We start from the raw sequence: 25,437 nt of genomic DNA, 5'->3' as shown, positions 1-25,437 counted from the left end.
CAAGAAGGCAAGGTCGGCTTCTGTTCCAGTACTCACGGTGATTTTCGAGTGTTTGCTGCCGGCGGCTGCGGTGTTCATGGATAAGCGCTCGAGTCGTGATGCACCAGCGCACCGACCTCGACGGCTCGATTGCGTGGGCTGTCGGCGAGTCGATCAAATCGCCTGTAATAGCGTCGGGACTACCGCTGTCCGGCGTTCCGGCTGGACCGGGCGCGGCATCATATCCATCCGGTGGTGCGGTATGCGAACACGCGTCTGCAGGGCCAGAGCGATGTGCACAGTGCAGCCGACGCGGTCGCCGACGCCGGTCGGTTTTCTCGACCGTCGCAGCCCTTCGAGGTCCCGCGGGCACTGAACTGTGGAGAGTGCATCGCGCCGACAGCGCCTGTCCGGCTGATTCGTTGAACTCTTCTGATTGTCCCTGTTGGTGAATGCGCTGACCACCGATCCGTGGTGGGATCGGGTACCGGCAGGGTCGCTTCGACCCGGGATGTGGGGCAGAGCAGATGTCAATACGATGCGCGCCCACCGCTTGCGTCGTACACGGCGCCTGTGGAGAAACTCAGAGCGTTCGACGACAGCCATGCGACGAGTTCGGCGATTTCGTCGGGTCGGCCCATGCGTCCCATCGGGGTCAGGCTCTGTGATCGGGCGAGGATTGCCGGGTCAGTGCCGGAGTTCATCGGGCTTTCGACGGCGGCGGGTGCTACGACGTTGGCGAGGACGCCTGTCGTGGCGAGTTCTTTGCCCAGCGATTTCGTCAGCGCGATTACGGCTGCTTTGGATGCAGAGTAGGCGCTTTGGTTCGGGTTGCCGTCCTTGGCTGCGATGCTGGCCAGGTTCACGATGCGTCCCCATCCGGAGGTGACCATGCCGGGGACGAAGGCGCGGCATGTGAGGAATGTGCCGTCGACGTTGACGCGGAACGTGCGGTGCCAGTCTGCAAGCTCGGTAAGTGTTACCGGTGTCGACGGACCGACGATCCCCGCACTGTTGATGAGAATGTCGACGTGACCGACTCGGGCTCGAAGTTGTGCGACGGATTCGGCATCGCTGACGTCGACGTACTCGTCAGCGTCAGGAGACAAGTCGGCCGTGGTGACATCAATTCCTGTTTCGGACAGGAGTTTCGCGCACTCGGCGCCGATGCCGCTGGCGCCGCCGGTGACAAGTGCCCGCGCGCACTCGGGGTAGGTGATCATCGGCTTCTCCTTATGGATTGTGTGAGAATCGAGCACACATTATGTGGAAACAAAGCTTAATTGCGGCGATACTGTGATTGAAATTGATATACGGCTGCGGTGTGCACGTCAACCCGCGGAAGGAGACGAGTCGTGGAGATCCGCTGGTTGCAGGCGTTCGTAGCGGTTGCAGAAGAGTTGCACTTCGGGCGTGCGGCCCAGCGTCTGCAGATGGCGCAATCGCCGCTGAGTCAAACCGTGCGAAAGCTCGAGAAGGACCTGGAAGTGACGCTCTTCGAGCGCAATACGCGAAGCGTGGCGCTGACTGCAGGTGGACACGCCTTCCTGCCCCACGCGTATCACATCCTCGAAAGCGTCGAGACTGCACGGCAAGCCGCTCGCGCTTCCTCGGGCGGGGTCTACGGGCACATCAAGATCGGGTTCACCGGTGTGCTCAACCACCTGTCGTTGCCGCCGCTGACCCGCGCCTTGCGGCAACGCTATCCCGATATCGAGCTCACTCTCGTCGGCCGCATCATGACCCGTGATGCTGTGGCCCAACTGGAAAGTGGAGCACTCGATCTTGCGTTCGTCGGGTTGCCGGTGCAGTCCTCGGCGGTGGCGACTCGATTGATTCGCCGAGAGCCGTTCGGTGTGGTGCTCCCCGTCGACCATGCGTTGGCGGACCGCGAGGAGATCGAGTTGCGTGAACTGGCGGACGAAGGGTTCGTCACCACGCCGCTGTCGGCCGGTTCATCGTTGCAGGAAGTGGCGATGAAGGCGTGCGTCGACGCCGGATTCCGTCCGAGGGTGGTGCAGGAAATCACCGATCCATACATGATTTTGCTGCTCGTCTCGACCGGTGTCGGGATTGCGCTGATGACCTCCGGAATCGCGCCGATCGCCCCGCCCGGCACGATGTTCGTGCCGCTGGCGGGCGAGCCTGTCTACATGCAGCACGGTCTGGGGTGGTCGGCCAAGCGAGTATCGCCGGCTGTGGAGGTAGCGCTCGAACTGGCCGAAGAAATCCTCCCCACTCCGATTGAGACGTAGACGGTCTTTGTGAAAGACATTATTGGTGTTGGACTGCACATAGTCCGGCGTGACAACCTCGATTCGTCCCGGCGAGTGTGAGGGCCGTCTCGCAACGGTCGCCTCCGTGTTCGTCGGATTCTGGGACGAAAGGACCCCCATGACGAACAGTCACGTTGCCCGACCGGACGGGCACCGGAACGCCAATGCCCGCAGGGCAGCCGTCTCCGGTTTTCTCGGCAGCACCCTCGAGTACTACGACTTTTTCATCTACGGCTCCGCCGCGGCATTGGTCTTCGGCCACATCTTCTTCCCCGGCGGCGGTGCCACCGCAACGCTGCTGTCGATCAGCACCCTCGGCGTCGCCTATGTGGCCCGCCCGCTCGGCGCGGTCCTGTGGGGACACTGGGGCGACAAATTCGGCCGGCGTAACGCCCTGCTCGCCTGCCTGCTCATGATGGGTATCTCGACATTCATCATCGGCTGCCTGCCCACCTACGACCAGATCGGTATGGCCGCACCCGTCATCCTGGTGCTGCTCCGGTTGCTGCAGGGCCTGTCGGCCGGCGGCGAATCCCCGGGGTCGTCGTCACTGACGCTCGAACATGCTCCGGCACGGCGTCGTGCGTTCTTCACCTCGTTCACCATGAGCGGCATCATGTTCGGCATCGTCATCTCGAGCCTGGTGTTCATTCCGGTTGCCTCGCTTCCCGACGACGCGCTCTATTCCTGGGGTTGGCGGGTGCCGTTCTGGCTCAGCATCTTCGTGACCGTGGTTGCCGTGTGGTTGCGCCGCAAACTCGACGAGCCCGAAGTGTTCGAAGAGATGCAGGACAGTGGTGAGACCGCCGCGCTGCCCGTGGTGGAGATGTTCCGTTCCCACTGGCGCACTGTGATCCGCATCGGTCTGAGCGCCACATTCGCGATGATCAACACCATCGTCAACGTCTTCGCTCTTGCCTACGCGGTCGAGGTCCAGGACATGGAACGTTCCACGATGCTGTGGGCGATCGCCGCGGCCAACTTCGTCGCGGTGCTGACCACGCCGCTCTTCGGCATCCTCGCCGACCGCATCGGCCGCAAGCCGGTCTTCGTGTTCGGCGCTCTCGGCTCCGGTGTCATGGTCTTCGCATTCTTCTACGCGATCGGAACCGGCAGCGTACCGATGGTGTTCGCCAGCGGCATCATCCTCATCGGCTTCTCCTACTCGATGCCCAACGGCATCTATCCCGCCTACTTCCCTGAGCAATTCCCCGCCAAGGTCCGGTACACGGGCATGGCTGTGAGTCTCATGCTCGGTCTGCTCGTCGCCGGGTTCACCCCCGCTATCGCCCAACTGATTTCAGCAGGCGACACAGCCAACTGGATGCCCGTCGCGATCATGTGCATGAGTTTTGCGGCGCTGTCCGCAATCGCGGCGCAGACCGGACCCGAGACGTACCGGACCCCCACCGAAGAACTCGGCGAACCGCGCCGTTCGGCCCCGGCGGAGCCGACCGAGAATTTCATCCGCGCCGACGCCTGACCGTTCGACCGGCCTCGGTGCTCGAGCGGAGCACCGAGGCCCACCCTGACGTAGGAGCACATCGTGTCCACCATTGCTGCGCACCGCATCGGTCTCGTCGGTGCCGGGATCGCTTCATCGCTCTCACCCGCACTCCACGAACGTGAAGCCGCGGAACTGGGCCTCACCGGTTATCGCTATGAGCTGCTCGACCTCGACGCGTTGTCCGTGCCGGTCGAGGACACCGCCGAGTTCGTTCGCGACGCTGTGCGCGAGGGTTACACGGGACTGAACATCACCCACCCGTGCAAACAGTTGGTCGTTCCGACGCTCGACGAATTGTCCGACAACGCGCGACTGCTCGGTGCCGTCAACACCGTCGTCGTCCGTGACGGCCGGCTGATCGGTCACAACACCGACCACAGCGGGTTCCTCACAGCGTTGCAGCGGGGGCTGCCGGGCGCTGCGCTGGACTCGGTGCTGCTCGTGGGGGCGGGCGGCGCCGGCTCCGCCGTGGCGTACGCGCTCGCCGCGGCGGGCGTACGCGAGCTGAGGATCTCTGATGTCGACCCGACCCGCGCCACCGATGTGTGTGCTCGCGTCGCCGCGGCGTTTCCCGCCGCGTCGGTCACCCCGGTCACGGCGTCGGACGTCGCGACCGTGCTGCGGACGTGTCGCGGGGTGGTGAACGCGACGCCGATCGGCATGACCGGACACCTCGGAACGCCCTTCGACACCGCCGCGCTGCGCTGCGACCAGTGGGTCGCCGATATCGTCTACCGACCCCTGCGCACCGAACTCCTCGCCACTGCAATGGAACTCGGGTGCGACGTGCTCGACGGTGGCCAGATGCTCGTGGCGCAGGCCGCCGACACGTTCACATTGCTCACCGGCGTCTCCCCGGACGCGAGCCGAATGCGCCGCCACCTCGACGAACTGATCGAGCAACGGGATCTCGCCGCCGCAACCGCCGCCGGTCCTGCCGTACTCCTGACGACCGAGGAGATCCGATGACCACCTCCGCCTTCGCGCAGCCGCTCGACTTCGGACCGGTCCGGCTCCGCAACCGCTTCGTTTCGGCGCCGATGGAACGCAACTACTGTGCCCCCGACGGGGGCATGACCGACGAGTACATCGCCTACCTCGAACGCCGCGCCGCAGGGGGAGCGGCACTCGTATTCACCGAGGCCAGCTATGTGCGTGCCGACGGCAAGGGCCGCATCCGACAGATGGGTGTCGATGACGACGACCGCATCCCCGGGATCGCACGCATGGCCGAAGCGCTGCACGCTCACGGCGCGCTCGTCGGCGTCGAACTCAACCACGGTGGCCGCACCGCACAAGGAGCCGTCAGCGGATTCGTGCCCGTCGCGCCGTCGCCGATCCCGTGCGCGGTGGTCGGTGGTGAGATGCCCGAACAACTCGACGACGACGATATCGAGCACATCATCGAATGCTTCGGCGAGGCAGCGGCGCGGTGCGAAAAGGCCGGTGTCGATGTGATCTCATTGCACGGCGGACACGGTTATCTCATCCATCAGTTCCTGTCACCGGCCTACAACAAGCGAGATGACACGTGGGCCGAGCCCACGTTGTTCGTCAATCGCGTCATCGACACCGTCCGTGCGATGGCTCCGGGGGTGGCCCTGGGACTGCGGTTCTCCGCGTTCGAGGGCGTCGACGGGGGTCTCGACGCACGCACGACGCGCGACCGCATCGACGCGATCGACACCGCTCGCCTCGACTTTCTCGACGTGTCTGCGGGCAACTACGAAGCGGGCCAGTGGATCATCCAGCCGGGGGAGTGGCCCCGCGGTCTGCTGGCTCCCCACGCGGCGCCGTACACGCGTGACTTCGACATCCCCGTCGGCGTCGCCGGCCGCATCAACACTCCCGAGGCGGCAGAACACATCATCGCTTCCGGCCAGGCCGACTTCGTGAGTATGGCCCGCACCCTGCACGCCGACCCGGAGTTCCCGAACCGGGCGCTCGCCGGCACCCGGTATCGGCCGTGCATCGCCTGCAACTACTGCATCGACAGCCTGGCCGCCGGACCTGTCCCATGTTCGGTCAACCCGTGGGTGGGCCGCGAACTCGAGCAGCCCACCGAACCTGCTGCGACCCCGGTTCGGGTCGCGGTGATCGGCGGCGGACCGTCCGGGCTGTCGGTATCACGGGAACTTGCCTCCGCCGGCCATCATGTCGCCCTCTACGATGAACGTGGCACGCTCGGCGGGGATTTCGCGTTGGCCTCGGATCTGCACGAGTATCCCGAGTACCGCCGCATCGTCGACTGGTATCTCGCCGAGCTCGCCGAGCTGGACGTGGTGTGTCACACCGGTGTCCGGGTCGAGGCTCAGACCCTGACGACCGAAGATTTCGACGCGATCGTCCTTGCGACCGGCGGCGTCGGACCCACGCTGGAGGTGCCCGGTCTGGACACCCGTCGGGTACGGGACGTGCGGGAATATCTGGCCTCGGGAGATCCGGCGCCCGATGCGATCACTATCTTCGGTGCCGACCGCGAAGCCGCGGCTGTGGCCGACGACCTGCTGCACAAGGGCACGCAGGTGGTGATGATCGGACCGCAGGAAACCATCGCCCACGACGTCGGCCGGCGCGCCAAGATCGTGCTGCTGCCCAGACTGGCCGCGGCCGAGAACTTCACCGCCCACCTGTCGTCGATCATCGTCCGTGTCGAAGCGGACCACATGGTGATCTCCACCAACGGTCGGGAACACACGGTGCCCGCACCGGGAGAACTTCTCGTCTCCCAGGGCATCGAACCCCGCGCCGAGCTACTGACTGCGCTACGCGGGCTCGGCGCGCGACTCGGCGTGCACAGCGTGGGCGACGCCAGCGGTGACGGCGGGTCCATTCACGCCGCCAACGTCACCGCGGCCGACGTCGCTGCTCGCATCACCGCGGCCGCACAGGCTCGCGTGGAGGCCATCGCATGAAACCCGGAACCGACATCGCTGCACAGACCTACGGTGCTGCCGTACGTGATGCGTTGCCGCCCATCGGCCTGGGCACCTGGCCGCTGACGGGACCGGCCGCCACCGGCGCGGTGCTCACCGGTATCGAATCCGGCTATCGCCTGATCGACACCGCCACGGTCTACGACAACGAGGATGATGTCGGCACAGCCCTTGCGACCTGTGGTGTGCCCCGTGACGAACTGTTCGTCACCACGAAACTTCGTGGCAGTGACCATGTGTCCGGGAGTATCCGCGGTGCCGTCGAACGCAGTCTCGACAGGTTGGGTCTCGACTGTCTCGACCTGTTCCTCATCCACTGGCCGATGCCTCGCCTCGACCGGTATGTCGCGGCCTTCGAAGGGATTCTCGAGTGCCGCGACGCCGGTCTGGTCCGCTACGCGGGGGTGTCCAACTTTCTCGAACACCATCTGCGTCGGGTGGTCGCCGAGACCGGAGAGGCGCCGGCGGTCAACCAGATCCAGATGGACCCGACCATCGCGCGGGTCCCCGTGCGGCGCGCTGCCGACGAACTCGGTGTGTTCATCCAGTCGTGGAGCCCCCTCGGGCGGGGTGAGGTCCTGGACTCTTCGGTGGTCACGGCGATCGCCGACCGTCTCGACGCCACCCCCGCTCAGGTGATCCTCGCGTGGCACCGGGCGCATGAGGTGGTCCCGATCGTGCGCTCGGCGAACCCGCAGCGGCAAGCGGAGAACCTTGCCGCCGTCCAGGTGCGGCTCGAACCTGCCGACATCGCGGCACTCGACGCCCTCGACCGCGGCGAGAGCGCCGCACGCGATGTCGAGCGAGAGGAGCACTTCTGATGTCGTTGCGGGTAGGCATCGTCGGATGCGGACGTATCGCCGACAATCATGTCCGGGCTCTGCAGCAGAGTCGTGGTGTCGTGGTGTCGAGGTGGTGGGTTGCGCTGACGCCGATCCGGAGCGCGCCGGCACCTTCGCGGGTCGGCACGGCATTGCCCACGCCGCCGGCTCGGCGGAGGAGCTGTTCGCGCTCGGCCTGGACGCGTGCACGGTGTGCACTCCGCATCCCGTGCACGAGCAGATCGTCGTCGCTGCCGCCGAGGCGGGCATGCATGTGCTGTGCGAGAAGCCGATCGCGGTGAGTGTGGCCGCTGCGGACCGCATGATCGCTGCGGCCGATCGGGCCGGCATCGTCTTCGGAGTGCTGTTCCAGCGCCGCTTCTGGCCTGCAGCCCGGCGTATCAAGACCGCGATCGACGATGGTCGGCTCGGCATGCCCGTACTCGGTGAGGTGTCGGTGCTGCTCCACCGGCCGTCGAGTTACTACTCGGCCGACGCATGGCGGGGGCGGTGGGACACCGATGGGGGCGGCGTACTCATGACCCAGGCAGTGCACCAGATCGACCTGTTGCAGTGGTTCATGGGCGAACCTGTCTCGGTGACCGGCAGCATCGGTACGCGGTTCCACGGCGATCACATCGAAACCGAGGACACGGCCTCGGCCGTGGTGACCTTCGCATCCGGAGGCACCGCCACGATCAACGCCACCACCGGCGTCAACCACAATCTCGGCAACCGGGTCACCGTCATCGGTACGACCGGTGCCGTTGCGAGTGTGCTCGAGTTCCCCGAGGGCCGCGAAGGGATCAACGAACTGTGGACGGTGCCCGGCGAACTCGCGCTGAGCACACCCTACGACAGTGCCACCCCCGCCAATCTCGATGTCGAGGACATCAACGCCGGACTCACCGACTTCCACACCCTGCAGGTGCAGGACTTCGCCGACGCCGTCCGCACCGGCCGCCCACCTGCCGTCACCGGCCGCGACGCACGCACGTCACTGGCCGTGATCGAGGCAATCTACGAATCCGCCCGCACCGGCCGGCCCGTCGAGCCGGCCCGCGCACTTGTGTCCATAGCAGAGGAGAATCGATGACCACCGCCAGTTCCATCGCCGAGAACATCTTCGACGTCGTCGTCGTGGGGTCCGGCGCGGGCGGATTGTCCACCGCCGTCGCGGCTGCACACGGGGGCGCATCGGTTCTCGTGGTCGAGAAGGCCGACGTATGTGGCGGAGCCACCGCATGGTCCGGCGGATGGATGTGGACGCCGCGCACCCTGTTCGCGCACGCCGACGGCATCGACGAAGACCGCGCCCTGCCCCGTACCTACCTCGAACACCGACTCGGCGACAATTTCGACGCCGACAAGGTCGACGCGTTGCTCGACGGCGCCCCCGAGATGGTCGAATTCTTCGAGACGCGCACGGCCCTGCAGTTCGTTCCCGGCGCGGCCATCGCGGACATCCATGGCGACACCCCCGGTGCCGGCACCGGACACCGGTCCGTCGGACCGAAGCCGGTGAGCCTGCGCACACTCGGCCCCGAGGTTGCGGCCCTGCTGCGCCGGCAACTGTACGAGACCTCGTTCCTCGGCATGGGAATCATGGCCGGCCCCGACCTGCAAGCGTTCCTGCACTCGACGCGTTCGGCGAGGGCGTTCGCACACTGTGCGCGACGCGTGAGCACACATATGGTCGACCTCGTCACCAGGCGTCGTGGTCAGCAACTCGTCAACGGCACCGCGCTCGTCGGTCGCCTGCTGCGCTCGGCGCTCGATGCCGGTGTCGAGTTCCGGGTATCCACCGCAGCCACCGCACTCGTCACCGACAACGACGGGGTGACCGGAGTGCGCCTAGCAGGTCCCGATGGGCAGTACACCGTCACCGCTCAGCGGGGTGTCGTCCTCGCCACCGGTGGCTTCACGCACGACCTCGATCGACGTAGGGAACTGTTCCCGCGCACACCCACCGGACGCGAGCACTGGACGCTGACGCCGCCGACCACGACCGGTGACGGGATCTCGCTGGGTGAATCGGTCGGTGGACGTCTGGATCGCACGCTTGCGTCGCCGGTCGCGTACTGCCCGGTTTCCCTGGTCCGATACCGCAACGGCAAGCAAGGTGTCTTCCCGCACATCATGGACCGCGCCAAACCGGGCGCCATCGGTGTGTTGGCGGACGGCCGCCGATTCGTCAACGAGGCGCTCGGCTACCACGACTACACCGTCGCGATGATCGAGCAGGTCCCCGAGGGCGAGGAGGTGTGCTCGTGGCTGATCGCCGACGCTCGATACATGAAGTACTACCCGCTGGGGATGGCCAAGCCGTTCCCGATCCCCACCTGGCCGTACCTGCGGTCCGGGTACCTCACCCGCGCTGCCACCCTTCGGGAACTCGCCGAGAAGATCGGCGTCGACCCGGACGGACTCGACAAGACCGTTGCCGCGTTCAACGAGAACGCGCGGCTCGGGCAGGATCCCGATTTCGGCCGTGGGTCGACTCCGTTCAACGTCCGATCAGGTGATCCCGACAACTCGTGGCCCAATCCGTCGCTGGCTCCGCTCGAAAAAGGCCCGTTCTATGCCGTGAAAGTGGTGCCCGGCAGCTTCGGTACGTTCGCCGGCCTCGTCACCGACGCCCGGTCCCGAGTTCTGGGCTCCGGCGACGTGCCCATCGACGGCCTGTACGCCGTGGGTGTGGACCAGGCGAGCGTCATGGGCGGTCACTACCCGTCCGGGGGTATCAACCTCGGTCCTGCCATGACCTTCGGTTATCTCACCGGACTCCGTCTCGCCTCACCTGTAGGAGCCAGCCGATGACCGCACCGCTCGGGCTCGCTGCCCTCACCGTCCTGGACACCCCGCCGTTGCAGCACGTGGACCTCGCCGAACGGCATGGCTTCGACACCATCGGCTTGCGGCTCCTACCCGCGGCGCCCGGCACCACCGCTTACCCGCTGCACGAAGATCCCGCAGCCCTCGACACGCTCGTGCGCCGCCTCGCCGATTCACCGATCGAGGTGTTCGATCTCGAGATCATCCGCATCGCAGAAGAATTCGATGCTTCGTCCTACCGTCCCCTGCTCGAGGCAGGTGCACGGCTCGGCGCACGTGCTGTGCTCGTCGGCGGCGACGATCCCGATCGCGGGCGGTTGACGGACTCGTACGCGCAGCTGGCGCAGGTGTGCGCCGAGTACGGGATCGTCGCAAGCCTCGAATTCATGCCGTGGACAGCGGTTCCCGACGCGAAGGCTGCGATCGAGATCGTGTCGCAGGCAGATGGGCCGGCGCGCAGTGTGCTTGTCGACGCGTTGCATGTGGGACGGTCGAGCACGACCTTCGACGATCTCGCCGCGATCCCGCGCGAATGGTTGCACTATGCGCAAATGTGTGACGGCTCCCATCCCGTTCCGAACGACGACGCCGAATTGATCAGGCAAGCCCGTGAGGAACGGCTCGTCCCGGGAACAGGCGGAATCGACCTGCGAGGAATCTGGGCCACGCTACCGGTGGACCTACCGGTGAGCATCGAGCTACCCAACGAGCCGCTGCGGCAGGCGATGGGTGACGATGCGTGGCTCGACAGGATCGTCAGCGCTACCAGAAAGCTGATCACATCGATGCAGGCTGTGTGAGGACCGGGCTACGGCGTTGTCGGCGTAGCCCGGTGACCCTCCCTGACGATTCGGACTGGTCGTCGCGCTGGAGCCGGAGATTCATCCGTCGGCAATGTGCCGGAGAAGTCGTACATGGCGATCGGCCGGTGTCCGGCGCGGGCAGCTCGCGCATTTGTCATTGTCCGTGAGGTAGATCAGGCAACACGACCCGCGTCGGACGAAACGCACCGAGCGGGACTCGGCTTCGATATCGACGAATCTCGGTGTGAGCATCGGCGGCGCCGCGAGTGCGGCAGCAAGTGTGCACGCTTCGTCGACTCTGCCCAGAGTGCGGCCCGCGGTGAGGGCACGGTTGGCGACGGAATCGGTGGCGACCGCCCACAGGGCGCGAGGTGCCGCACCGGAAACCGCAGCGAGAGCATCGATCACCGATCCGTACGAGATGATCAGAGCCTCGGCATAGGCAGCGGCGTCGTGCAGGATCCGCCGGGACCGGACGGCACCGAGGTAGCCGTTGTCGTGCAGGGTGCACTCGAGCTGTTGCAGTTGCGGATCGGGGGCGAAGCCCTCGGTGCACAACATGGCGACAGGCGCGGCGATCATCGTCGAACTCACCGAATACCACCACAACGTGCCGTTGATGCGCGGGTCGCCGCACCGCCATCGGCTGCCCGTGTCGGCGATGCGTTCGGCGATCCAGTCGTGATCGGCCATCCGTTCCCCGGAGAACGTCTCACCGAACAGATCGGTGGTGTGGGCGAAGTCGCCGAGAACAGGCCTGATGCGCCGGTACGCCCGGTCGAGGGGCTGCGAATCGAGATCGGTCTCAGCCATCGACGAGTCCGTACAGATCGAGGACCCGCCGGCCTTCGACGGTTCGTATGCGTCCGCGCACGCCGAAAACGGTGTCGAGCAGTTCGGGCGTGAGGACGCGCTCGGGTGTACCGGCATCGACTACCCGCCCTGCGTCGAGTACCGCGATTCGGTCACAGTACTCGGCCGCCAGTCGTAGGTCGTGCAGAGTGACGAGCACAGCAAGGTCGTCGACGGCGAGTGCGCGGAGGAGCTCGAGCACACCGAGTTGGTGACGCAGGTCGAGGTGATTGGTCGGTTCGTCGAGAAGCAGTACCTGCGGCTCCTGAGCGAGTGCACGGGCGATCGAGACACGTTGACGTTCGCCGCCGGACAATTCGGTGACGTCACGGTCGGCATGCGAGGTGAGGGAGACCTGGGTGAGTGCGCGGTCTACCGCGTCGTCGTCCTCGGTGCGGAAGGGTTCGAGCCATCCACGTCGCGCCGAGCGGCCCAGTCGAACGGATTCCCGGACGGTCACGCCACCGAAGGCGGCCGGTTCCTGGGTGCTCACCCCGATGGTGCGTGCCACTCGGCGGCGTCGCAGGGTGTGAATATTCGTGTCGTCGAGCAGGATCGCACCCCCGGTCACTGCCAGGGCGCGATAGCAGGTTCGCAGCAGGGTGGTCTTGCCGCTGCCGTTCGGGCCCACCAGGGCGAGCACCTCGCCGGGATTGACGTCGAGATCGGCGCCGTGAAGGACTGTGCGTTCCCCGAGCCGGGCCTGCACTCCGGAAGCACGTAGCCGGGTCATCGGCGGTCCTGACTGTAGCGGCGCCACAACATGGCAATGAAGATCGGTCCTCCGACGAGTCCGGTGATGACTCCGATCGGCAGTTCGGTGGTGTTGCTCAGCGACCGGGCGAGGATGTCGGCGAGTACGAGAGCGACCGCGCCGAGAAGGGCCGCGGCCGGGACGAGACGTGCGGCATTGCGGCCGACGAGATAGGCGGCCAGATGGGGAACGAGTAGGCCCACGAATCCGATCGTGCCCGATACCGCGACGGCTGCGGCGGCCAGGAGTGAGACGGCAAGCAGGATCAGGACCCGGAACCGCGGGACGTTCATACCGAGGGCGGTGGCTCCGTCGTCGCCGGTGAGCAGCAGGTTGAGTTGTCGGCTGCACAGCACGACAGCGGTTCCGACGACGAGGAGCACCAGGGTCGGTGCGATGAGCGACGCCCAGTTGGCGTCGCCGAAACCACCGGCGAGCCATTGCATCACGGTGCCGAGTTGATGCACGTCACCGAGTACCAACAGTACGAAGGTGACCATGGAGGAGAACACCATCGACAATGCGACCCCGACCAGGATGATCGCGGTCACCGAATGGGCGCGCAGGCTCACCACGATCGTCGCGGCGAGAGGGAGCAGAGCTCCCAGGAAAGCGGCGAACGGCAAGGTGAAGATCCCGAGGGCGCCGGCACCGAACCCGAGGACCGTCACGGTGGCGACTCCGAAACCGGCGCCCGAGGACACCCCGAGAAGGTACGGGTCGGCGAGGGGATTGCGGGTCACGGCTTGCGCGACGGCGCCGGCGACGGCAAGCGCTGCGCCTACGACTGCGGCAGTCAAGGCGCGAGGAAGTCGGGATTCGAACACGATTGCTTCGCGGGTCGCGCTCCACCACGGATCACCCCACACGGCCTCGAGGGGAACGGGAGAGATCCGGTAGGCCACGATGGCCCATACGTCACCGAGCGGGATGGTGATCGTGCCGAGCGACACGGCCATGGCAATCGCGAGAGCAAGAGCTGCCGTGAGCAGTGTCAGCACCGCTCCCAGAGTTCGGCGACGATCGCTTCTTCTCGCATCGCTACCTGTGGGCGGTGACGCGAGCGGTGCGGTCTCGGTGACCGTGCTCATTCGGCGAACGCTTCCGGATGAAGTGCTCGGGCGATGGTGTCGGCGGAGGTGACCATGCGGGAGCTTTCGAAGAAGTCATCGAGTGGGACGACGACGAAACGATCGTCGCGCACGGCCGGGGTGGTCGCCATGACGGGATGGTTCTTCAAGAACGCGATCTTGTCCGCGGCGCTGGTGGACCCGTAGTCGAGGACAACGATCGCCTCGGGTCGGCGTTCGCCGACGACTTCCCAGCTGGTCGCGAAGTAGGGTTTGGGGCCTTCGGCGGTGATGTTCTCGACGCCGGCGTATTCGCTGATGAGGTTGCCGATGCCGACCCCGCCGACGGACAGGGGTTCGGCTTCGCCGGAATCGTAGAAGAACGTTCGGATCGGTTGCACCCCAGCGTCGTCGAGGCGTGCACTGATCGTGTCGAGGCCGGCGACGATTCGTTCGGTCAGCTGCGCGGCCGACTCCTCGACACCGAGGATCGCGCCGAGCTGCGCGAAGTCGTTCTCGAGCAGATCGATGTCAGGGAAGCCCTGGCCGCAGTACTCGGAGAACAGGAAGGTGGCGATACCGGCGGCTTCGAGACCGTCACGTCCGAGACCGTTCTTGTCGTCGAATGCGCTGCGCATGCCCCCGACGACCAGATCAGGTTCGAGATCGAGGACCTGCTCGGAGGTCGGATACTCCTGTGCGAGCGACGGGATGGTGCGGAACTGCTCTGCGGTCTCGGGTAGGGGATCGGGTTGTTCGCCGTAGCCCATGCCGACGATGCGGTCGCCCACACCCATCTGGATGAGGGTCTCGGTGACGTGGTCGTTCATCGAGACGATGCGCTGCGGGGGAGCGTCGAAGGTGGCGGTGCGGTCGCAGTTGGTGATGGTCACCGGTTCGGTGAACGATTCGGCGGCTTCGGCCTCGGCTCCTGCGGTGGTGGTACCGCGGGAGCATCCGGTCAGCAGCAGGGCTGCGGAGGTGATCGAGGCGAGCGCGACGATGCAGCGGCGGGCCGACTTGGCGTGGACGAGCATGGGACCTCGTGCTCTGCTCGGGTGGTCCGAAGCCGGGACCCACCACGGCAGCAGGCACCGAAGGGTGCACCAACTGCCCTGCTGGACTCCGTCTCGCAGACCACGGCGATATATCGGAGTCGCGGACCCCCAGGCAGGTATTCGGGCTCACCGCCGGGCTCGGCGGTCTACCGTTGCGGGTCAGCGCCGGGTTTCGACCGGACTTCCCCTGCACTGGGTGTCAGCAACGTTCGCGTCATTATGCACATTGCCGGTTCGGGAGGGCCACTCCATGGGTCCCGTTGCAGATGGATGACACTGGAAACCGACCTGTGAGGGGCGATGCACAGGGTGGTCGTCGCCCCGTCCCGGCAGCGTCCGGCCGTGTCCCTCCTCGGCGGCATCGGTGAGGCTGCGAGTCGCCGGGCATCGTTGTTCTGGGATCGAGATTTACTGTGGGTGACACGAAACACGTGTTGTTAGGCTAGCCTCACTCGCATGGGCAAAGGTTTCAACGGAGTCATGGTCAAGGCCTGGGGCGGCCGTGACTACCACCTCACCGTCACCTCCAGCGAATACGTGACCGACAAGTACATCCGTCTCGGCTTCGCCGGCGGCGGACTGCTCGCCGATCACCCGGTGCACCCGACCCAGTGGATCAGGCTCTGGATCCCCGACGAACACAGCGACAAGCTGCACCACCGTGGCTACACGCTGATCGATCAGGATCCCGCCGGCGACCGATTCTCCATCGAATTCGCCCTGCACGGCGGCCCCGCCTGCCGATGGGCCGAACGCGCGGCAGTCGGCGACCCGCTCGACGCAACGGTGCTCGGCTCCAACTTCGCCCTACCCGAGACCACTCCCGGTGAGTATGTGGTGTTCGGCGACACCGCCTCACTGCCCGCCATCAACACCCTGCTCGATGCCATCGGCGACACCCCTGCACGGGTATGGCTGGAGTGGCAGTACGAATCAGACCGGCAGCTGCCGGTGCGCAACAAGCCCCACCATCAGGTCACCTGGCTGCAGCGGGTGAACGACGGCAGACTGCTGTGCGAGGCAGCGCAGGAGATGACCTGCCCGGGCGATACCTTCGCCTGGGTGGCCTGTGACGGCCACACCACCCGCTCGATCGTCAAGACTCTCAGGCACACTCACGGGCTGCCGAAGGCGGCCGTGAAGTATCAGGCGTACTGGAAGTAATCGGCCGGCGACGGTAGCGCACGGCCGGCACACCGTCATCCCGTCGCACTCCGCGCAACGAACATGTCCCGACGACCGACGCGGGGGATCGGGTTCTACTGGGAGGAATGGTCGGTGAGCCGATCGGATCCAGGATCTGTCGGGCACGTCGACATTCCGCGCCACGCGACTTCCAGAGCGCTTCGACAGCGCGCACGGGCTCCGTCTTCTTCGAACGGGACACCGCGAACGACGAGTTGGTAGTAGAACACGCCGGCGAGCAGGTCGAAGCACGCTTCGATGTCGAGGTCGGTGCGCAACAGACCACGCTCGATTCCGGTGCGCAGAAGATTCTCCACTGGAACTCGCCGCCGCGACACGTGCGAATCCCAATACACACGTTGAAGTTGCCTGTCCTCCATCGCCATCCGGATGCGCCGGCGGAACCGCGCTTCCGGGTATTCGACCCGGCCGTCCGCGGAGCTGAGAAAAACCTCGAGGAGGACTTCGCGGAGATCACCGTCGGCCGTAATCGCCTCCGGTTGTTCGCGTCCGGTGTCGACGGCGGTGGCGATCAAAGTGGTGATGGACGGCCACCGCCGGTACAGAGCAGCACGACTGACACCACTACGCGCGACGATTCGGGCGACGGTCGGGGTCTCGTTCTCGTCGATCAGTGCCAGGGTCGCGTCGAGGATCCGACGGTCGATGTGATCGTTTCGGGGTCGCCCCGGTCCTCGCGTGATAGGTCTGGCGCATGCAGGAGCGGTCATGGCTGTCCACCCAGAGCGCGCCTGCGCAACCGTGCCACGGTGACGTCGGTGAGTCCGGCGGCTCGCAACGGTGCGAGCGCATCGCCGTGACGTTCACGCAGCAGCGCGAGGGTGTGGCGCATCGGACGGTCCCATGGGGTGTCGTCCTGCCGAAAGGCTTCCTCGTCGAGGTCGAATCCCATTTGTGCCATGAGGGTTCCCATGACGGGGTTCATGCGTGTGTGGACGGCGTCGATGTTGGTGCCCGTGACGCAGTAGTCCGCGATGATCGCGTCGTCGTCGGCACCGAGCGCGAGCAGCAGCGAGGCGGCGAGAACACCGGTCCGATCGGCCCCCGCTGCGCAGTGGAAGGCAGTAGTGCCAGGTGCGAAGGCGATAATGTTCAGTGCCGTGACAATATGTGCCGCAGCCTTTTCCATCATGCTGGCGTACATGTCGCCGAACTCGGCACGAGAGGTGGGGACCGGTCCGGCGGTGCCGCCGCTCCGGTTGATATTCGTCAGCAAGGGTAAGTGGTGGTAGGCGATGGAATGCTCTGCGAGCGGCCCACGTCCGGTATGCGCGACCTCGGTGCTGGAGCGAAGGTCGATCACGTCTGTGAGTCCGTCTGCTACGAGGGTGGCGGCGTATTCCTCGGTGCAGGTGGACAGGTCGTCGGCCCGGATCGCGAGGCCCGGGTGCAGGACGCCGCCGATGATCGGGATTCCGCTGAGGTGCCGCAGGTTCACCGGCGCGCTGAGGGTGATGTCACGTCCCATGGTGATGGCGGGGGCGGTTGTCATGTGATCTTCCTTCGGATGAGGGCACTGCCCTGGTCGATGGCCGTCACGAGCGTGACGATGCAGATGATGATGGCGCTGAGATGTCCGTAGTCGTACATCTTCATCGCGGTGGTGAGTTCGAGTCCGATACCACCGGCGCCGACGAGTCCGAGAATCGTTGCCCCACGCACGTTGCCCTCGAACAACAGCAGGGTGTAGGACACGAGATTGGGTGCCGCCTGCGGCAGGATGCCGTAGGTGACGACTTGACGCTGTGACGCGCCCACTGCTTCCATGGCGACGACCGGACCGCGGTCGACCGCCTCCATCGCCTCGGCATAGATCTTGCCGATCGAGCCGATCGAGCCGAGTGTCATCGCAAGGATGCCGGCGAACGGTCCGAGGCCGACTGCGGAGACGAACATCAGAGCAAATACCAGATCAGGAACCGAGCGGATGATGTTCATCGTCCAGCGTGCTGTGTAGTACAGCCATCTGGGAGCGATGTTCGACGATGCCGCGAAGGCGACCAACAGCGACAGCACCCCACCGAGCACCGTTCCCACAATGGCCATCTGCAGGGTCTCGATGAGCAGTTCGACGATGGTGCCGAACTTCGAGAAGTCCGGTGGGAACAGGCGAGAGAGGAACTCGCCCATGTTGACTGCGCCGTCGGAGAGCTTCGCGAAGTCGAAGTCGGCTCCGGCCGATGACCACGCGAGCACGAGCAGCGCGAGAGGAATACCGGCGACGAACCTGCCTCGTGGAACGGAGAACGCCCTCTCGAGGAGGGCACGTTCGGCGGGATCGAGCATGGTTGGACCGACCACGGAATTCACCTCCGTCTTCGAGGATTCACGTGAGATCGTCATGACGAGGGTCCTCGTGTTCGTAGAGTGCGAGAAGTCGCTCGGAGTCGAGTTCGGACGTGGATGCGGAGATCGGCATCCGACCCTGCCGAAGACCTACGATGCGGTCGCTGTGCCGTAACGCAAGTGGGAGCACGTGCAGACTGACCAGCACCGGGATCTTGTACTCGGTTGCGATGTCACGCAGAAGTTCGAGCACCGAGTGGGCGAGCTTGGGGTCGAGTGAGGCGACAGGTTCGTCCGCAAGGACGATATGCGGCTGTTGCATGAGCGCGCGTGCTATCGCGACGCGTTGCTGCTGACCACCGCTGAGCGATCGGGCCTGATCTTTCGCCTTGTGAGCGATGCCCACCCGGTCGAGGTAGTGCATGGCGAGTTGGCGCTGATCGCTGGAGAATCCGCCGATGGAGTTGATCGGTCCGGCGGTGTGCAGCCCCCCGGTGAGGACATTGGTGAGCACGCTCAGACGCGGAATCAGGTTGAACTGCTGGAATACCTGACCGACCTGGGCGCGCAACTGACGTTGTTCGCGGGTGCGGAGGGCGGTCACATCGCGTCCGGCGACGTGCACGCTGCCACCGGTGATGGGGGCGAACCCGGTCAGGCTCTTCATCAGTGTCGACTTACCCGACCCGGATGCACCGAGCAATGCCACCGTCTCGCCGGCGTACAGGTCGAGGTCGACACCTGCGAGCACGGTGTGGTCACCGTAGTCCACCCGCAACTTCCGCACGGTGACGACGGGTGAGGTGGGGTTTTCGATGGCCGGCACCGCACTCGGCGCCGGGATGCTCACGGCGGTCATCCCTCGAGGTCCGACAGTTCGACGCCGGCGACCGCAGCGATATCGATGAAGGACTGGAATTCCGAGGCGCTCGGATCGACGATCGCCTCGAGGCCGATGAAGCCGGAGTACGCGCCGAGTGCCTCGGCGTTGTCCTCGGAGAACACCTTGGGCAGTGCGCGCTGCAGTTGTGCGCGTGTCTCGTCGTCGAGTGACTGGCGGGCCAGCACTGTTCCTTGGATCGGCATCGACGGGCTCTGACCGACCCCGCGCCACTCACCGTCGGCGAACGGGAACATCGGCTCACCGAGCTCGGTGAGCATGACCGCGGTGCAGGCGGCGTCGACCTGACCTTGCTCGAGAGCGGCGAAGCTGCCCTCATGCCCGCCGGCGAAGATCGCCTCGTAGTCGTCATCCCGCTCGAGCCCCGCCTCGTGGAGCATGTAGACGGGCATGAAATAGCCGGAGCTCGATGCCTGGTCGGCAAAGGCGACGGTTTTGTCACGCAGATCGGTGAGGTTACGAATCGGCGAGTCGTCGAGCACAACACACGTCGACACCGGCTCGTCGCTGCCTTTCCAAGCGAGGAGCGCATCCACTTCTCCGGTGTTCACGGCGAGTGCCGAGGGGAAACCGCTCATGATGCCGAAGTCGACATGGTCGGACCGGATCGCTTCGACCACGCTGAGATAGTCCGGCACGTCGCGAATCTCGATGGTGCGGCCGGTCTCGGCTTCGAGCTTGTCGGCGAGTACTTCGACAGGGTTCGCCGCGGTCGGATCGTCACCGATCGGAGTGGTGGCGATGGTGATGGGGCCGCTTGCGGGGGCGGAGTCCTCGGCGCCTGCGTTGTCCGACGAGCAGCCGGTCAGCGCGACGACGAGGGCGCCGGCGCCCAGTACCGCGAACAAGGGTGGGGTGTTGCGAGACATGGTGTCCCTTTCACGTGGTGACGTCCGTGGAGGTTGCGAGAACGCGAGTATTGGAACGTCCGAAGGTGACGTGAAATTACGAGACTGCTGTACCGGAATTGGGACACCGGGTGAACACTGGGGGAGTCGGGTGTGACGTGGAACGCAGAGCACTGGGCAGCGAGTGCACGGGTCCATGTTCGATCGAGGCCACGTCGAGCATCGCAGTGCTCATCGCGAACTCCGATGAAGTCGAATTCTGGCCGCAGGCAATGTACCGATTCTGTGGCATGTGTCGGGGCCGGACCGCCGGTGGTACGGCAACCTGGTCCCGCACGTCATGACCCCGGACCTGAGTCGGTCAGCGGCCGGCGCCCACTCGCACGAGGCCGGCGGCACCTACTGCGGCCTCCCATGCGGGACGCTTATCGGACGCGCAACAGGCCACTCGGTTGAACTGTACAACAACTCAAATGAGTTGTTAATGTTGTGAGCCGTGAACCAAGAAGCCCAATCCGCCACGCCGCGCGCCGGGCGCCGGGAATGGTCCGCGCTGGCCGTGCTGGTGCTCGTGGTGACGCTGCTCGCCGTCGACGGCACCGTGTTGTATCTGGCGGTTCCGTCGCTGACCGCGGACATCGCACCGAGCGCGACACAGTTGTTGTGGATCGGGGACATCTACTCGTTCGTCTTGGCGGGGTTGCTCATCACGATGGGCAATGTCGCCGACCGCATCGGCCGCAAGCGTCTGCTGCTGCTCGGTTCCGCCGCGTTCGGTGTCGCCTCGGCGATCGCGGCCTTCGCGCCGAACCCCGAAATCCTCATCGCTGCTCGCGCGTTGCTCGGCATCGCCGGGGCGACCCTGATGCCGTCGACGTTGTCGATCGTGCGGGCGATGTTCGCCGATGCGAAACAACGCACCACCGCGATCGCGATCTGGTCGACCGGCGCGATGGCCGGCGCCGCCGTCGGCCCGGTCGTCGGTGGTGTGCTGCTCGAGAACTTCTGGTGGGGTTCGGTGTTCCTGATCAATCTGCCCATCATGGTGCTGGTCCTGCTCGCCGGTCCGGTCCTGATCCCCGAATCCCGCGGTGATACCTCGGCGAGCATCGACCTGTGGTCGTCGTTGCTGTCGATCCTGGCGATCGTCCCGCTGGTGTATGCCGTCAAGCACTGGGTCGGCAGCGGCTGGGACGCCGGTGTCCCGGTCTTCGCGCTGTTCGGTCTGATCGCCGGTGCGATCTTCGTCCGCCGCCAGCTCCGGCTGACCCATCCGCTGCTCGACATCACGCTGTTCCGGGTGCCGGCGTTCTCCGGTGCGGTGCTCGCCAACGGTTTGGCCATCTTCGCCTTCGTGGGATTGCTGTACTTCTTCTCGCAGTATCTGCAGCTCGTGCGCGGGTACGGACCGTTGCAGGCCGGGCTGGCCGAACTGCCGACGACTCTGGCCTCGATGCTGGTGATCGTCTTCGTCGGTGTGCTGGCGACCCGGCTCGGTGCCGGCCGCGCGATCGGTCTCGGTCTGGCGGTCGGGGCGATCGGTCTGACCGGGATCGGGCTGAGCACCTTCCAGTCCGCCTATTGGGGGCTCGGTCTCGCGCTGGTCGTGATCGGTCTGGGGACGGCGGTGGCGATGACCCTGTCGACCGATGCGGTGGTCTCCGCGGTGCCGAAGCAGCGTGCCGGTGCCGCCTCGGCGATCGCCGAGACCGCCTACGAACTCGGTGTGGCTCTGGGCATCGCGGTCCTCGGCTCGATCCACCTGGCGATGTACCGGTCGCATCTGGATCTGCCGCCCGGCACCGACCCGGCCGACGCGGCAGCAGCACAGGCTTCGCTGGCGGTCACCGCAGAGACCGTCACCGATCCGGTGGTGGTCGACCACGCCCGGTCCGCGTTCGCCACCGCAGTGCAGACCACCTCCTTCATCGCCGCGGCGATCCTCGTGGTCTCGGCGGTGGTGGCCTGGAAGGTGATCCCGTCACCGACAGGTGCCACAGTGGGGACTCATGGAGCGCACTGATCAGATCGTTACTCGGGACAAGGAACGCACCCGCCGGGCGATCCTCGACGCAGCAGAGCAGATGTTCGCCGAACACGGTTCCAAGGCCAGCCTCGCCGCCATCGCGAAGGCAGCGGGAGTGACCCAGGGAGGACTGCGGCATCACTTTCCGACGCGGGAGGCTCTGCTCTACGCGGTGGTCGAGCACAGCATCGAACGCATGTGGGCCGAGATTCACGCCCATGTCGATCTGTCGGAGAACCGGCCGGGCAAGTTGCTGCGTGGTTATATCCGTGCGTTGACCGGTGACAGTCAGTATCTCGCCACCGTTCTCGATCCGGCCGGTCTCAGCGCTGCCCTGGGAAACGTGTCCGGTCTCGACGAGCTGTATGCACGCGACGCCGAGAACCTGAAAGCCGCCCTTGTAGCCGATGGTGTGGAGTATGCGCGTGCGTTGGTCATCCAGCACGCCGCGGAAGGACTGGCGGTGGCGCGTTCGAGTCCCTATCTCACCGATGAGGACCTGGCGCTGGCGCGAGCGGAACTGCTGGCAATGACCGAAGTGGAATGACACCGGGGGACTCGTCGCTGCCGTCTGATAGCGACGTGACCGGAGTGCCGCTCACGCTCGATGAGTTCATCGCGCAGCGAGGTTCTGGGCGTTCTCTTCGCCGCTACGGTTTCCGTTGTCGCGCAGGATAATGAATCCGCGCTCCAGATCACTACGGGCAGGCCGGCGGGTTCGTCGACGAATAGAGATCGGTGGTCCGGTGTTCCGAGCAGATGTGCATACAAGACTGCTGGGGCCCGGGGCGCAGTTCCAGTTCACCTTCGACCTTGGCGCTGGCTGGACCCACCGCTGTGTGATCGGCGGTGACAAGGTCGACCCCCTCGAGGTAGTGGGTATCCGCCCCGAGGTCCCTGTGCCGTATTGGGGTTGGGGCACCATTCCGGACCAGTACGGGCGCCAGTGGGCCGACGACGACGGGCAGAGCCCGCCGCCGCGCAGACCGAGCCGGCCACATCCGATGTTGCTGCACGCGTGGCCGGCATATCGAGGGCATTGAAGCAGCGCCGGGCGCAGGCCGAACCGGTGGCGGTGTCGGTCGTCAACCGGCTGACCTGGCGATCGAGGGTAAGGGTGCGTTCGGTCGGTTGGGCGTGCCCGCGAGTTCCTCGCGGACCACGGCATCCGCGTGGGCTGACGGTATCCACGCCATGCCCCTGCGTCCGGCCCTCCCGCTCACGCGAAAGTGACCAGTGCTGAGGATTTTCGACAAGTTCGTGAGAATCACACCTGGCACGACGTTGAGAACTTGCGGTTCAGAAACTCGGAAAGTGTTGCCGGGACTGCACACGTCCCTCGGGTCCGGATGCTATCGGGATCTTCGACAACGGCACCGTGTGCTGCGCTTGGTTCTTCTGTGCCGCGCGCGGTGCGAACAAAAAGATGCGAACAAGAGTGTGAATCTCGTCATATCAGTAGTACATTCTCACTATGTCGAAACGTCATTCTACTTCTTCCAGGTCATATGGGCGGAGATGCTCGAGGCATGCTCGGGGAGGCGTCCCAACGCGCACTTCGGGACAGGTGGACCTCTCATGACGACGGTCGTGCCGGACACCCTGGATGAGGCGTTGTCACCGCAATGGCTCACGGCGGCACTTCAACCTCGATATCCGGGGATCGAAGTGCAGCGAGTCGCCCCCGGTCCGATCGTGGATCGGGTGTCCACCAACGCCCGCTTCACGATCGAATGCGCCGGAGGCATCCCCCCAGGTATGTCACCGCACCTCTGCGTCAAAGGCTATTTCAACGAGCAGGGCCGGGAAACCCGCGCCGCCGGTGAACCGGAAGCCTGCTTCTACCGCGACCTAGCCTCGCAGATCAAGGTTCGAACGCTCTGGAGCTTGTACGCCGATTTCGATGAACATACCCGTCACGGCGTGGTGATCACCGAGGACATCGTGGCTCAGGGCGGCACGTTCCTCGATGCCGGAAGTTCTTTCACGCCAGATCAAGTCGCGGAGAGCCTCGAACAATTTGCACGGCTTCATGCGGCTACGTGGGGCAACGCACGCTGGGAAAGGCAGCAATGGTTGTCGCCGCGCCTGACCGGGGCGCTTCGCGCCTTCGGGGTCGAGGAGATCACTGCGCGAATTCACCGGAATTTTCACGGCCCGAACGGACGGCGAGTGCCTGACGACCTGCGGGATGCACCTCGTCTGGTAAAGGCCTATCAAGGCCTGGTGGGCGCCCTCGCGGCCGAGCACTCATCGGCGCAGTGGTGCGTGATCCATGGTGATGCGCATGTGGGGAACATCTATCTCGACGGCCGGCGACGCCCGAGTCTGGTCGATTGGCAGCTCGTTCAGCGTGGCATGTGGTACATGGACGTAGGAACCCACATCGCTACTGCACTGACCGTCGACGATCGACGACGAACCGAACGCGATCTTCTCGCGCACTACCTCGGTTGCCTCGCCTCGTACGGGGTCGAACCTCCGACAGCAGACGCGGCTTGGCGCGCGCTCGGTCGGGGAATCGTGCGTGGTCTTTATCTATGGGGAATCACGGTCAAGGTGGAGCCACGCCTCATCGAGATTTTGCTCCATCGTTTGAGTACAGCTGCCGTGGATCACGATGCGCTTTCCCCCGCACTGTATTCGGTCCGCTGTTAGCCCACCGCTCCGACAGACCTACCCACGGAGCACAGCGGGTGCGCCGGCACCCACCGTCGAAACCGGAGAAGCACCATGCCACACGCAAGACCTGCCGATCTACCCAACGCCGGCGGCGGTCGTTGGCCCTCGGCCACCGACCACTTCTACTCTACCCAGTGGGGAGACCTCGAAGTCGGCTACACCACGACCGCCGGACCGCGCGACTGCACGGAGTTGTACCGCGCGGCAGGACTTCCGGGCGGAATCTGCATGTGTCCCCATTACGGATACGTGCTTACCGGCTCGATCACCGCCTGCTACCCGGATACCGACCAGGAGGACGAAACCGCCGTCGCCGGTGAGGTGTACTTCTTTCCGGCCGGGCACATCCTGAAGTACCGAGACCAGACCAGTCACCTCGAATTCAACCCGGCGTACGCACTGCAGCACTTGATGAATGCGATACAGCGGGTGGCCGACAGAGCGACAGGCGCACATCCGGCCGGGTAGAGATCTGTCCGTCGTGCCGTGGCCGACAACAGGATGAAGCACTGTGTGCATTCGCCGTCGGGCGACACCGACGGATGATTGCTCCACATCGCCGGTCACAACCGCGCCGGTCGTCCTGCATACCGGGAA

22 protein-coding genes, 1 pseudogene and 1 riboswitch are annotated in these 25,437 nt (G+C 65.4%); of the genes and pseudogenes, 13 read left to right on the top strand and 10 right to left on the bottom strand.

Features of this window, described 5'->3' with window-relative positions:
- Positions 1–509 precede the first annotated feature (509 nt).
- Positions 510–1,202, bottom strand: coding sequence for an SDR family NAD(P)-dependent oxidoreductase (locus GON09_RS06215; RefSeq protein ID WP_213931054.1), 693 nt, complete (start codon positions 1,200–1,202; stop codon positions 510–512).
- Between the two features lie 132 nt (positions 1,203–1,334).
- Here GON09_RS06215 and GON09_RS06210 point away from each other — a divergent pair, with 132 nt between their 5' ends.
- The 8 genes and pseudogenes from GON09_RS06210 to GON09_RS06175 all read left to right on the top strand — a co-directional run bounded on the left by GON09_RS06210 (position 1,335) and on the right by GON09_RS06175 (position 11,154).
- On the top strand, positions 1,335–2,234 hold the full coding sequence (locus GON09_RS06210; protein ID WP_213931053.1) for a LysR family transcriptional regulator: 900 nt from the start codon (positions 1,335–1,337) through the stop codon (positions 2,232–2,234).
- 139 nt (positions 2,235–2,373) lie between these two features.
- Positions 2,374–3,738 (top strand): MFS transporter, encoded by a 1,365-nt coding sequence (locus GON09_RS06205; RefSeq protein ID WP_213931052.1) that lies wholly within the window; start codon positions 2,374–2,376, stop codon positions 3,736–3,738.
- 60 nt (positions 3,739–3,798) lie between these two features.
- Positions 3,799–4,731: a shikimate dehydrogenase gene (locus GON09_RS06200; protein WP_213934315.1), complete on the top strand. Its 933-nt coding sequence runs from the start codon at positions 3,799–3,801 to the stop codon at positions 4,729–4,731.
- Positions 4,728–6,677 carry an oxidoreductase gene (locus GON09_RS06195; protein WP_213931051.1) on the top strand — a complete coding sequence of 650 codons (1,950 nt, stop codon included), beginning with the start codon at positions 4,728–4,730 and terminating at the stop codon, positions 6,675–6,677. Before GON09_RS06200 ends, GON09_RS06195 begins: the two co-directional genes overlap by 4 nt.
- The gene (locus GON09_RS06190) at positions 6,674–7,519 is read left to right on the top strand and encodes an aldo/keto reductase (protein WP_213931050.1); all 846 of its coding nucleotides are present in this window, start codon (positions 6,674–6,676) and stop codon (positions 7,517–7,519) included. Before GON09_RS06195 ends, GON09_RS06190 begins: the two co-directional genes overlap by 4 nt.
- Positions 7,519–8,615, top strand: a pseudogene (locus GON09_RS06185) (Gfo/Idh/MocA family protein). Before GON09_RS06190 ends, GON09_RS06185 begins: the two are co-directional and overlap by 1 nt.
- A complete protein-coding gene (locus tag GON09_RS06180; RefSeq protein WP_213931049.1) occupies positions 8,612–10,339 on the top strand; it encodes an FAD-dependent oxidoreductase in 1,728 nt (575 codons plus the stop codon). The pseudogene GON09_RS06185 and the gene GON09_RS06180 overlap by 4 nt, the downstream one beginning before the upstream one ends.
- The gene (locus GON09_RS06175; RefSeq protein ID WP_213931048.1) at positions 10,336–11,154 is read left to right on the top strand and encodes a sugar phosphate isomerase/epimerase family protein; all 819 of its coding nucleotides are present in this window, start codon (positions 10,336–10,338) and stop codon (positions 11,152–11,154) included. Before GON09_RS06180 ends, GON09_RS06175 begins: the two co-directional genes overlap by 4 nt.
- Positions 11,155–11,235: 81 nt before the next feature.
- Here GON09_RS06175 and GON09_RS06170 read toward each other — a convergent pair whose 3' ends face one another.
- From GON09_RS06170 to GON09_RS06155, 4 genes are read right to left on the bottom strand one after another with little or no spacing between them, the layout of a single operon-like run.
- Positions 11,236–11,970 carry a (2Fe-2S)-binding protein gene (locus GON09_RS06170; protein ID WP_213931047.1) on the bottom strand — a complete coding sequence of 245 codons (735 nt, stop codon included), beginning with the start codon at positions 11,968–11,970 and terminating at the stop codon, positions 11,236–11,238.
- Positions 11,963–12,742: an ABC transporter ATP-binding protein gene (locus GON09_RS06165; protein ID WP_213931046.1), complete on the bottom strand. Its 780-nt coding sequence runs from the start codon at positions 12,740–12,742 to the stop codon at positions 11,963–11,965. Before GON09_RS06165 ends, GON09_RS06170 begins: the two co-directional genes overlap by 8 nt.
- Positions 12,739–13,854: a FecCD family ABC transporter permease gene (locus GON09_RS06160; RefSeq protein ID WP_213931045.1), complete on the bottom strand. Its 1,116-nt coding sequence runs from the start codon at positions 13,852–13,854 to the stop codon at positions 12,739–12,741. Before GON09_RS06160 ends, GON09_RS06165 begins: the two co-directional genes overlap by 4 nt.
- A complete protein-coding gene (locus GON09_RS06155) occupies positions 13,851–14,870 on the bottom strand; it encodes an ABC transporter substrate-binding protein (protein WP_213931044.1) in 1,020 nt (339 codons plus the stop codon). The genes GON09_RS06160 and GON09_RS06155 overlap by 4 nt, the downstream gene beginning before the upstream one ends.
- 114 nt (positions 14,871–14,984) lie before the next feature.
- Positions 14,985–15,103, bottom strand: a riboswitch (cobalamin riboswitch).
- 244 nt (positions 15,104–15,347) lie between these two features.
- Between GON09_RS06155 and GON09_RS06150 the strand changes: the two genes are divergently transcribed.
- Positions 15,348–16,055, top strand: a complete 708-nt coding sequence (locus tag GON09_RS06150; protein ID WP_213931043.1) for a siderophore-interacting protein — start codon at positions 15,348–15,350, stop codon at positions 16,053–16,055.
- A 95-nt stretch (positions 16,056–16,150) separates the two neighbouring features.
- On the opposite strand, the gene GON09_RS06145 is transcribed toward GON09_RS06150, so the two are convergent.
- The 5 genes from GON09_RS06145 to phnD are packed head-to-tail and all read right to left on the bottom strand — an operon-like array spanning position 16,151 to position 20,153.
- Positions 16,151–16,807, bottom strand: coding sequence for a TetR/AcrR family transcriptional regulator (locus tag GON09_RS06145; RefSeq protein ID WP_213931042.1), 657 nt, complete (start codon positions 16,805–16,807; stop codon positions 16,151–16,153).
- Positions 16,804–17,589 (bottom strand): tyrosine-protein phosphatase, encoded by a 786-nt coding sequence (locus GON09_RS06140; protein ID WP_244865406.1) that lies wholly within the window; start codon positions 17,587–17,589, stop codon positions 16,804–16,806. The genes GON09_RS06145 and GON09_RS06140 overlap by 4 nt, the downstream gene beginning before the upstream one ends.
- Entirely contained in the window at positions 17,586–18,398 is an 813-nt protein-coding gene (gene phnE / locus GON09_RS06135; protein ID WP_307854328.1) for a phosphonate ABC transporter, permease protein PhnE, read from the bottom strand. The genes GON09_RS06140 and phnE overlap by 4 nt, the downstream gene beginning before the upstream one ends.
- Before the next feature lie 25 nt (positions 18,399–18,423).
- Positions 18,424–19,242, bottom strand: a complete 819-nt coding sequence (locus GON09_RS06130) for a phosphonate ABC transporter ATP-binding protein (protein ID WP_213931040.1) — start codon at positions 19,240–19,242, stop codon at positions 18,424–18,426.
- Positions 19,239–20,153: a phosphate/phosphite/phosphonate ABC transporter substrate-binding protein gene (phnD, locus tag GON09_RS06125; protein ID WP_213931039.1), complete on the bottom strand. Its 915-nt coding sequence runs from the start codon at positions 20,151–20,153 to the stop codon at positions 19,239–19,241. The genes GON09_RS06130 and phnD overlap by 4 nt, the downstream gene beginning before the upstream one ends.
- Before the next feature lie 475 nt (positions 20,154–20,628).
- On the opposite strand from phnD, the gene GON09_RS06120 reads away from it, so the two are divergent.
- The 4 genes from GON09_RS06120 to GON09_RS06105 all read left to right on the top strand — a co-directional run bounded on the left by GON09_RS06120 (position 20,629) and on the right by GON09_RS06105 (position 25,308).
- Positions 20,629–22,155: an MFS transporter gene (locus tag GON09_RS06120; protein WP_213931038.1), complete on the top strand. Its 1,527-nt coding sequence runs from the start codon at positions 20,629–20,631 to the stop codon at positions 22,153–22,155.
- Entirely contained in the window at positions 22,142–22,705 is a 564-nt protein-coding gene (locus GON09_RS06115) for a TetR/AcrR family transcriptional regulator (protein WP_213931037.1), read from the top strand. The genes GON09_RS06120 and GON09_RS06115 overlap by 14 nt, the downstream gene beginning before the upstream one ends.
- A gap of 1,031 nt (positions 22,706–23,736) precedes the next feature.
- Positions 23,737–24,816 carry a phosphotransferase family protein gene (locus GON09_RS06110; protein ID WP_213931036.1) on the top strand — a complete coding sequence of 360 codons (1,080 nt, stop codon included), beginning with the start codon at positions 23,737–23,739 and terminating at the stop codon, positions 24,814–24,816.
- A 75-nt stretch (positions 24,817–24,891) separates the two neighbouring features.
- The gene (locus GON09_RS06105) at positions 24,892–25,308 is read left to right on the top strand and encodes a hypothetical protein (protein ID WP_244865405.1); all 417 of its coding nucleotides are present in this window, start codon (positions 24,892–24,894) and stop codon (positions 25,306–25,308) included.
- Positions 25,309–25,437: the final 129 nt, after the last annotated feature.

It is taken from the genome of Rhodococcus sp. B50 (assembly GCF_013602415.1).
Taxonomy (GTDB): domain Bacteria; phylum Actinomycetota; class Actinomycetes; order Mycobacteriales; family Mycobacteriaceae; genus Rhodococcus.
The sequence above is the reverse complement of the archived record's forward strand: the minus strand, read 5'-3'. Positions and strand labels throughout refer to the sequence as shown.

Bases quoted from the DNA above. Each gene is read 5' to 3' on its own strand.
- GON09_RS06215 (WP_213931054.1), bottom strand. From the start codon at position 1,202: ATGATCACCTACCCCGAGTGCGCGCGGGCACTTGTCACCGGCGGCGCC.
- GON09_RS06205 (WP_213931052.1), top strand. From the start codon at position 2,374: ATGACGAACAGTCACGTTGCCCGACCGGACGGGCACCGGAACGCCAAT.
- GON09_RS06195 (WP_213931051.1), top strand. From the start codon at position 4,728: ATGACCACCTCCGCCTTCGCGCAGCCGCTCGACTTCGGACCGGTCCGG.
- GON09_RS06190 (WP_213931050.1), top strand. From the start codon at position 6,674: ATGAAACCCGGAACCGACATCGCTGCACAGACCTACGGTGCTGCCGTA.
- GON09_RS06180 (WP_213931049.1), top strand. From the start codon at position 8,612: ATGACCACCGCCAGTTCCATCGCCGAGAACATCTTCGACGTCGTCGTC.
- GON09_RS06175 (WP_213931048.1), top strand. From the start codon at position 10,336: ATGACCGCACCGCTCGGGCTCGCTGCCCTCACCGTCCTGGACACCCCG.
- GON09_RS06170 (WP_213931047.1), bottom strand. From the start codon at position 11,970: ATGGCTGAGACCGATCTCGATTCGCAGCCCCTCGACCGGGCGTACCGG.
- GON09_RS06165 (WP_213931046.1), bottom strand. From the start codon at position 12,742: ATGACCCGGCTACGTGCTTCCGGAGTGCAGGCCCGGCTCGGGGAACGC.
- GON09_RS06160 (WP_213931045.1), bottom strand. From the start codon at position 13,854: ATGAGCACGGTCACCGAGACCGCACCGCTCGCGTCACCGCCCACAGGT.
- GON09_RS06155 (WP_213931044.1), bottom strand. From the start codon at position 14,870: ATGCTCGTCCACGCCAAGTCGGCCCGCCGCTGCATCGTCGCGCTCGCC.
- GON09_RS06150 (WP_213931043.1), top strand. From the start codon at position 15,348: ATGGGCAAAGGTTTCAACGGAGTCATGGTCAAGGCCTGGGGCGGCCGT.
- GON09_RS06145 (WP_213931042.1), bottom strand. From the start codon at position 16,807: ATGACCGCTCCTGCATGCGCCAGACCTATCACGCGAGGACCGGGGCGA.
- GON09_RS06140 (WP_244865406.1), bottom strand. From the start codon at position 17,589: ATGACAACCGCCCCCGCCATCACCATGGGACGTGACATCACCCTCAGC.
- GON09_RS06130 (WP_213931040.1), bottom strand. From the start codon at position 19,242: ATGACCGCCGTGAGCATCCCGGCGCCGAGTGCGGTGCCGGCCATCGAA.
- phnD (WP_213931039.1), bottom strand. From the start codon at position 20,153: ATGTCTCGCAACACCCCACCCTTGTTCGCGGTACTGGGCGCCGGCGCC.
- GON09_RS06115 (WP_213931037.1), top strand. From the start codon at position 22,142: ATGGAGCGCACTGATCAGATCGTTACTCGGGACAAGGAACGCACCCGC.
- GON09_RS06110 (WP_213931036.1), top strand. From the start codon at position 23,737: ATGACGACGGTCGTGCCGGACACCCTGGATGAGGCGTTGTCACCGCAA.
- GON09_RS06105 (WP_244865405.1), top strand. From the start codon at position 24,892: ATGCCACACGCAAGACCTGCCGATCTACCCAACGCCGGCGGCGGTCGT.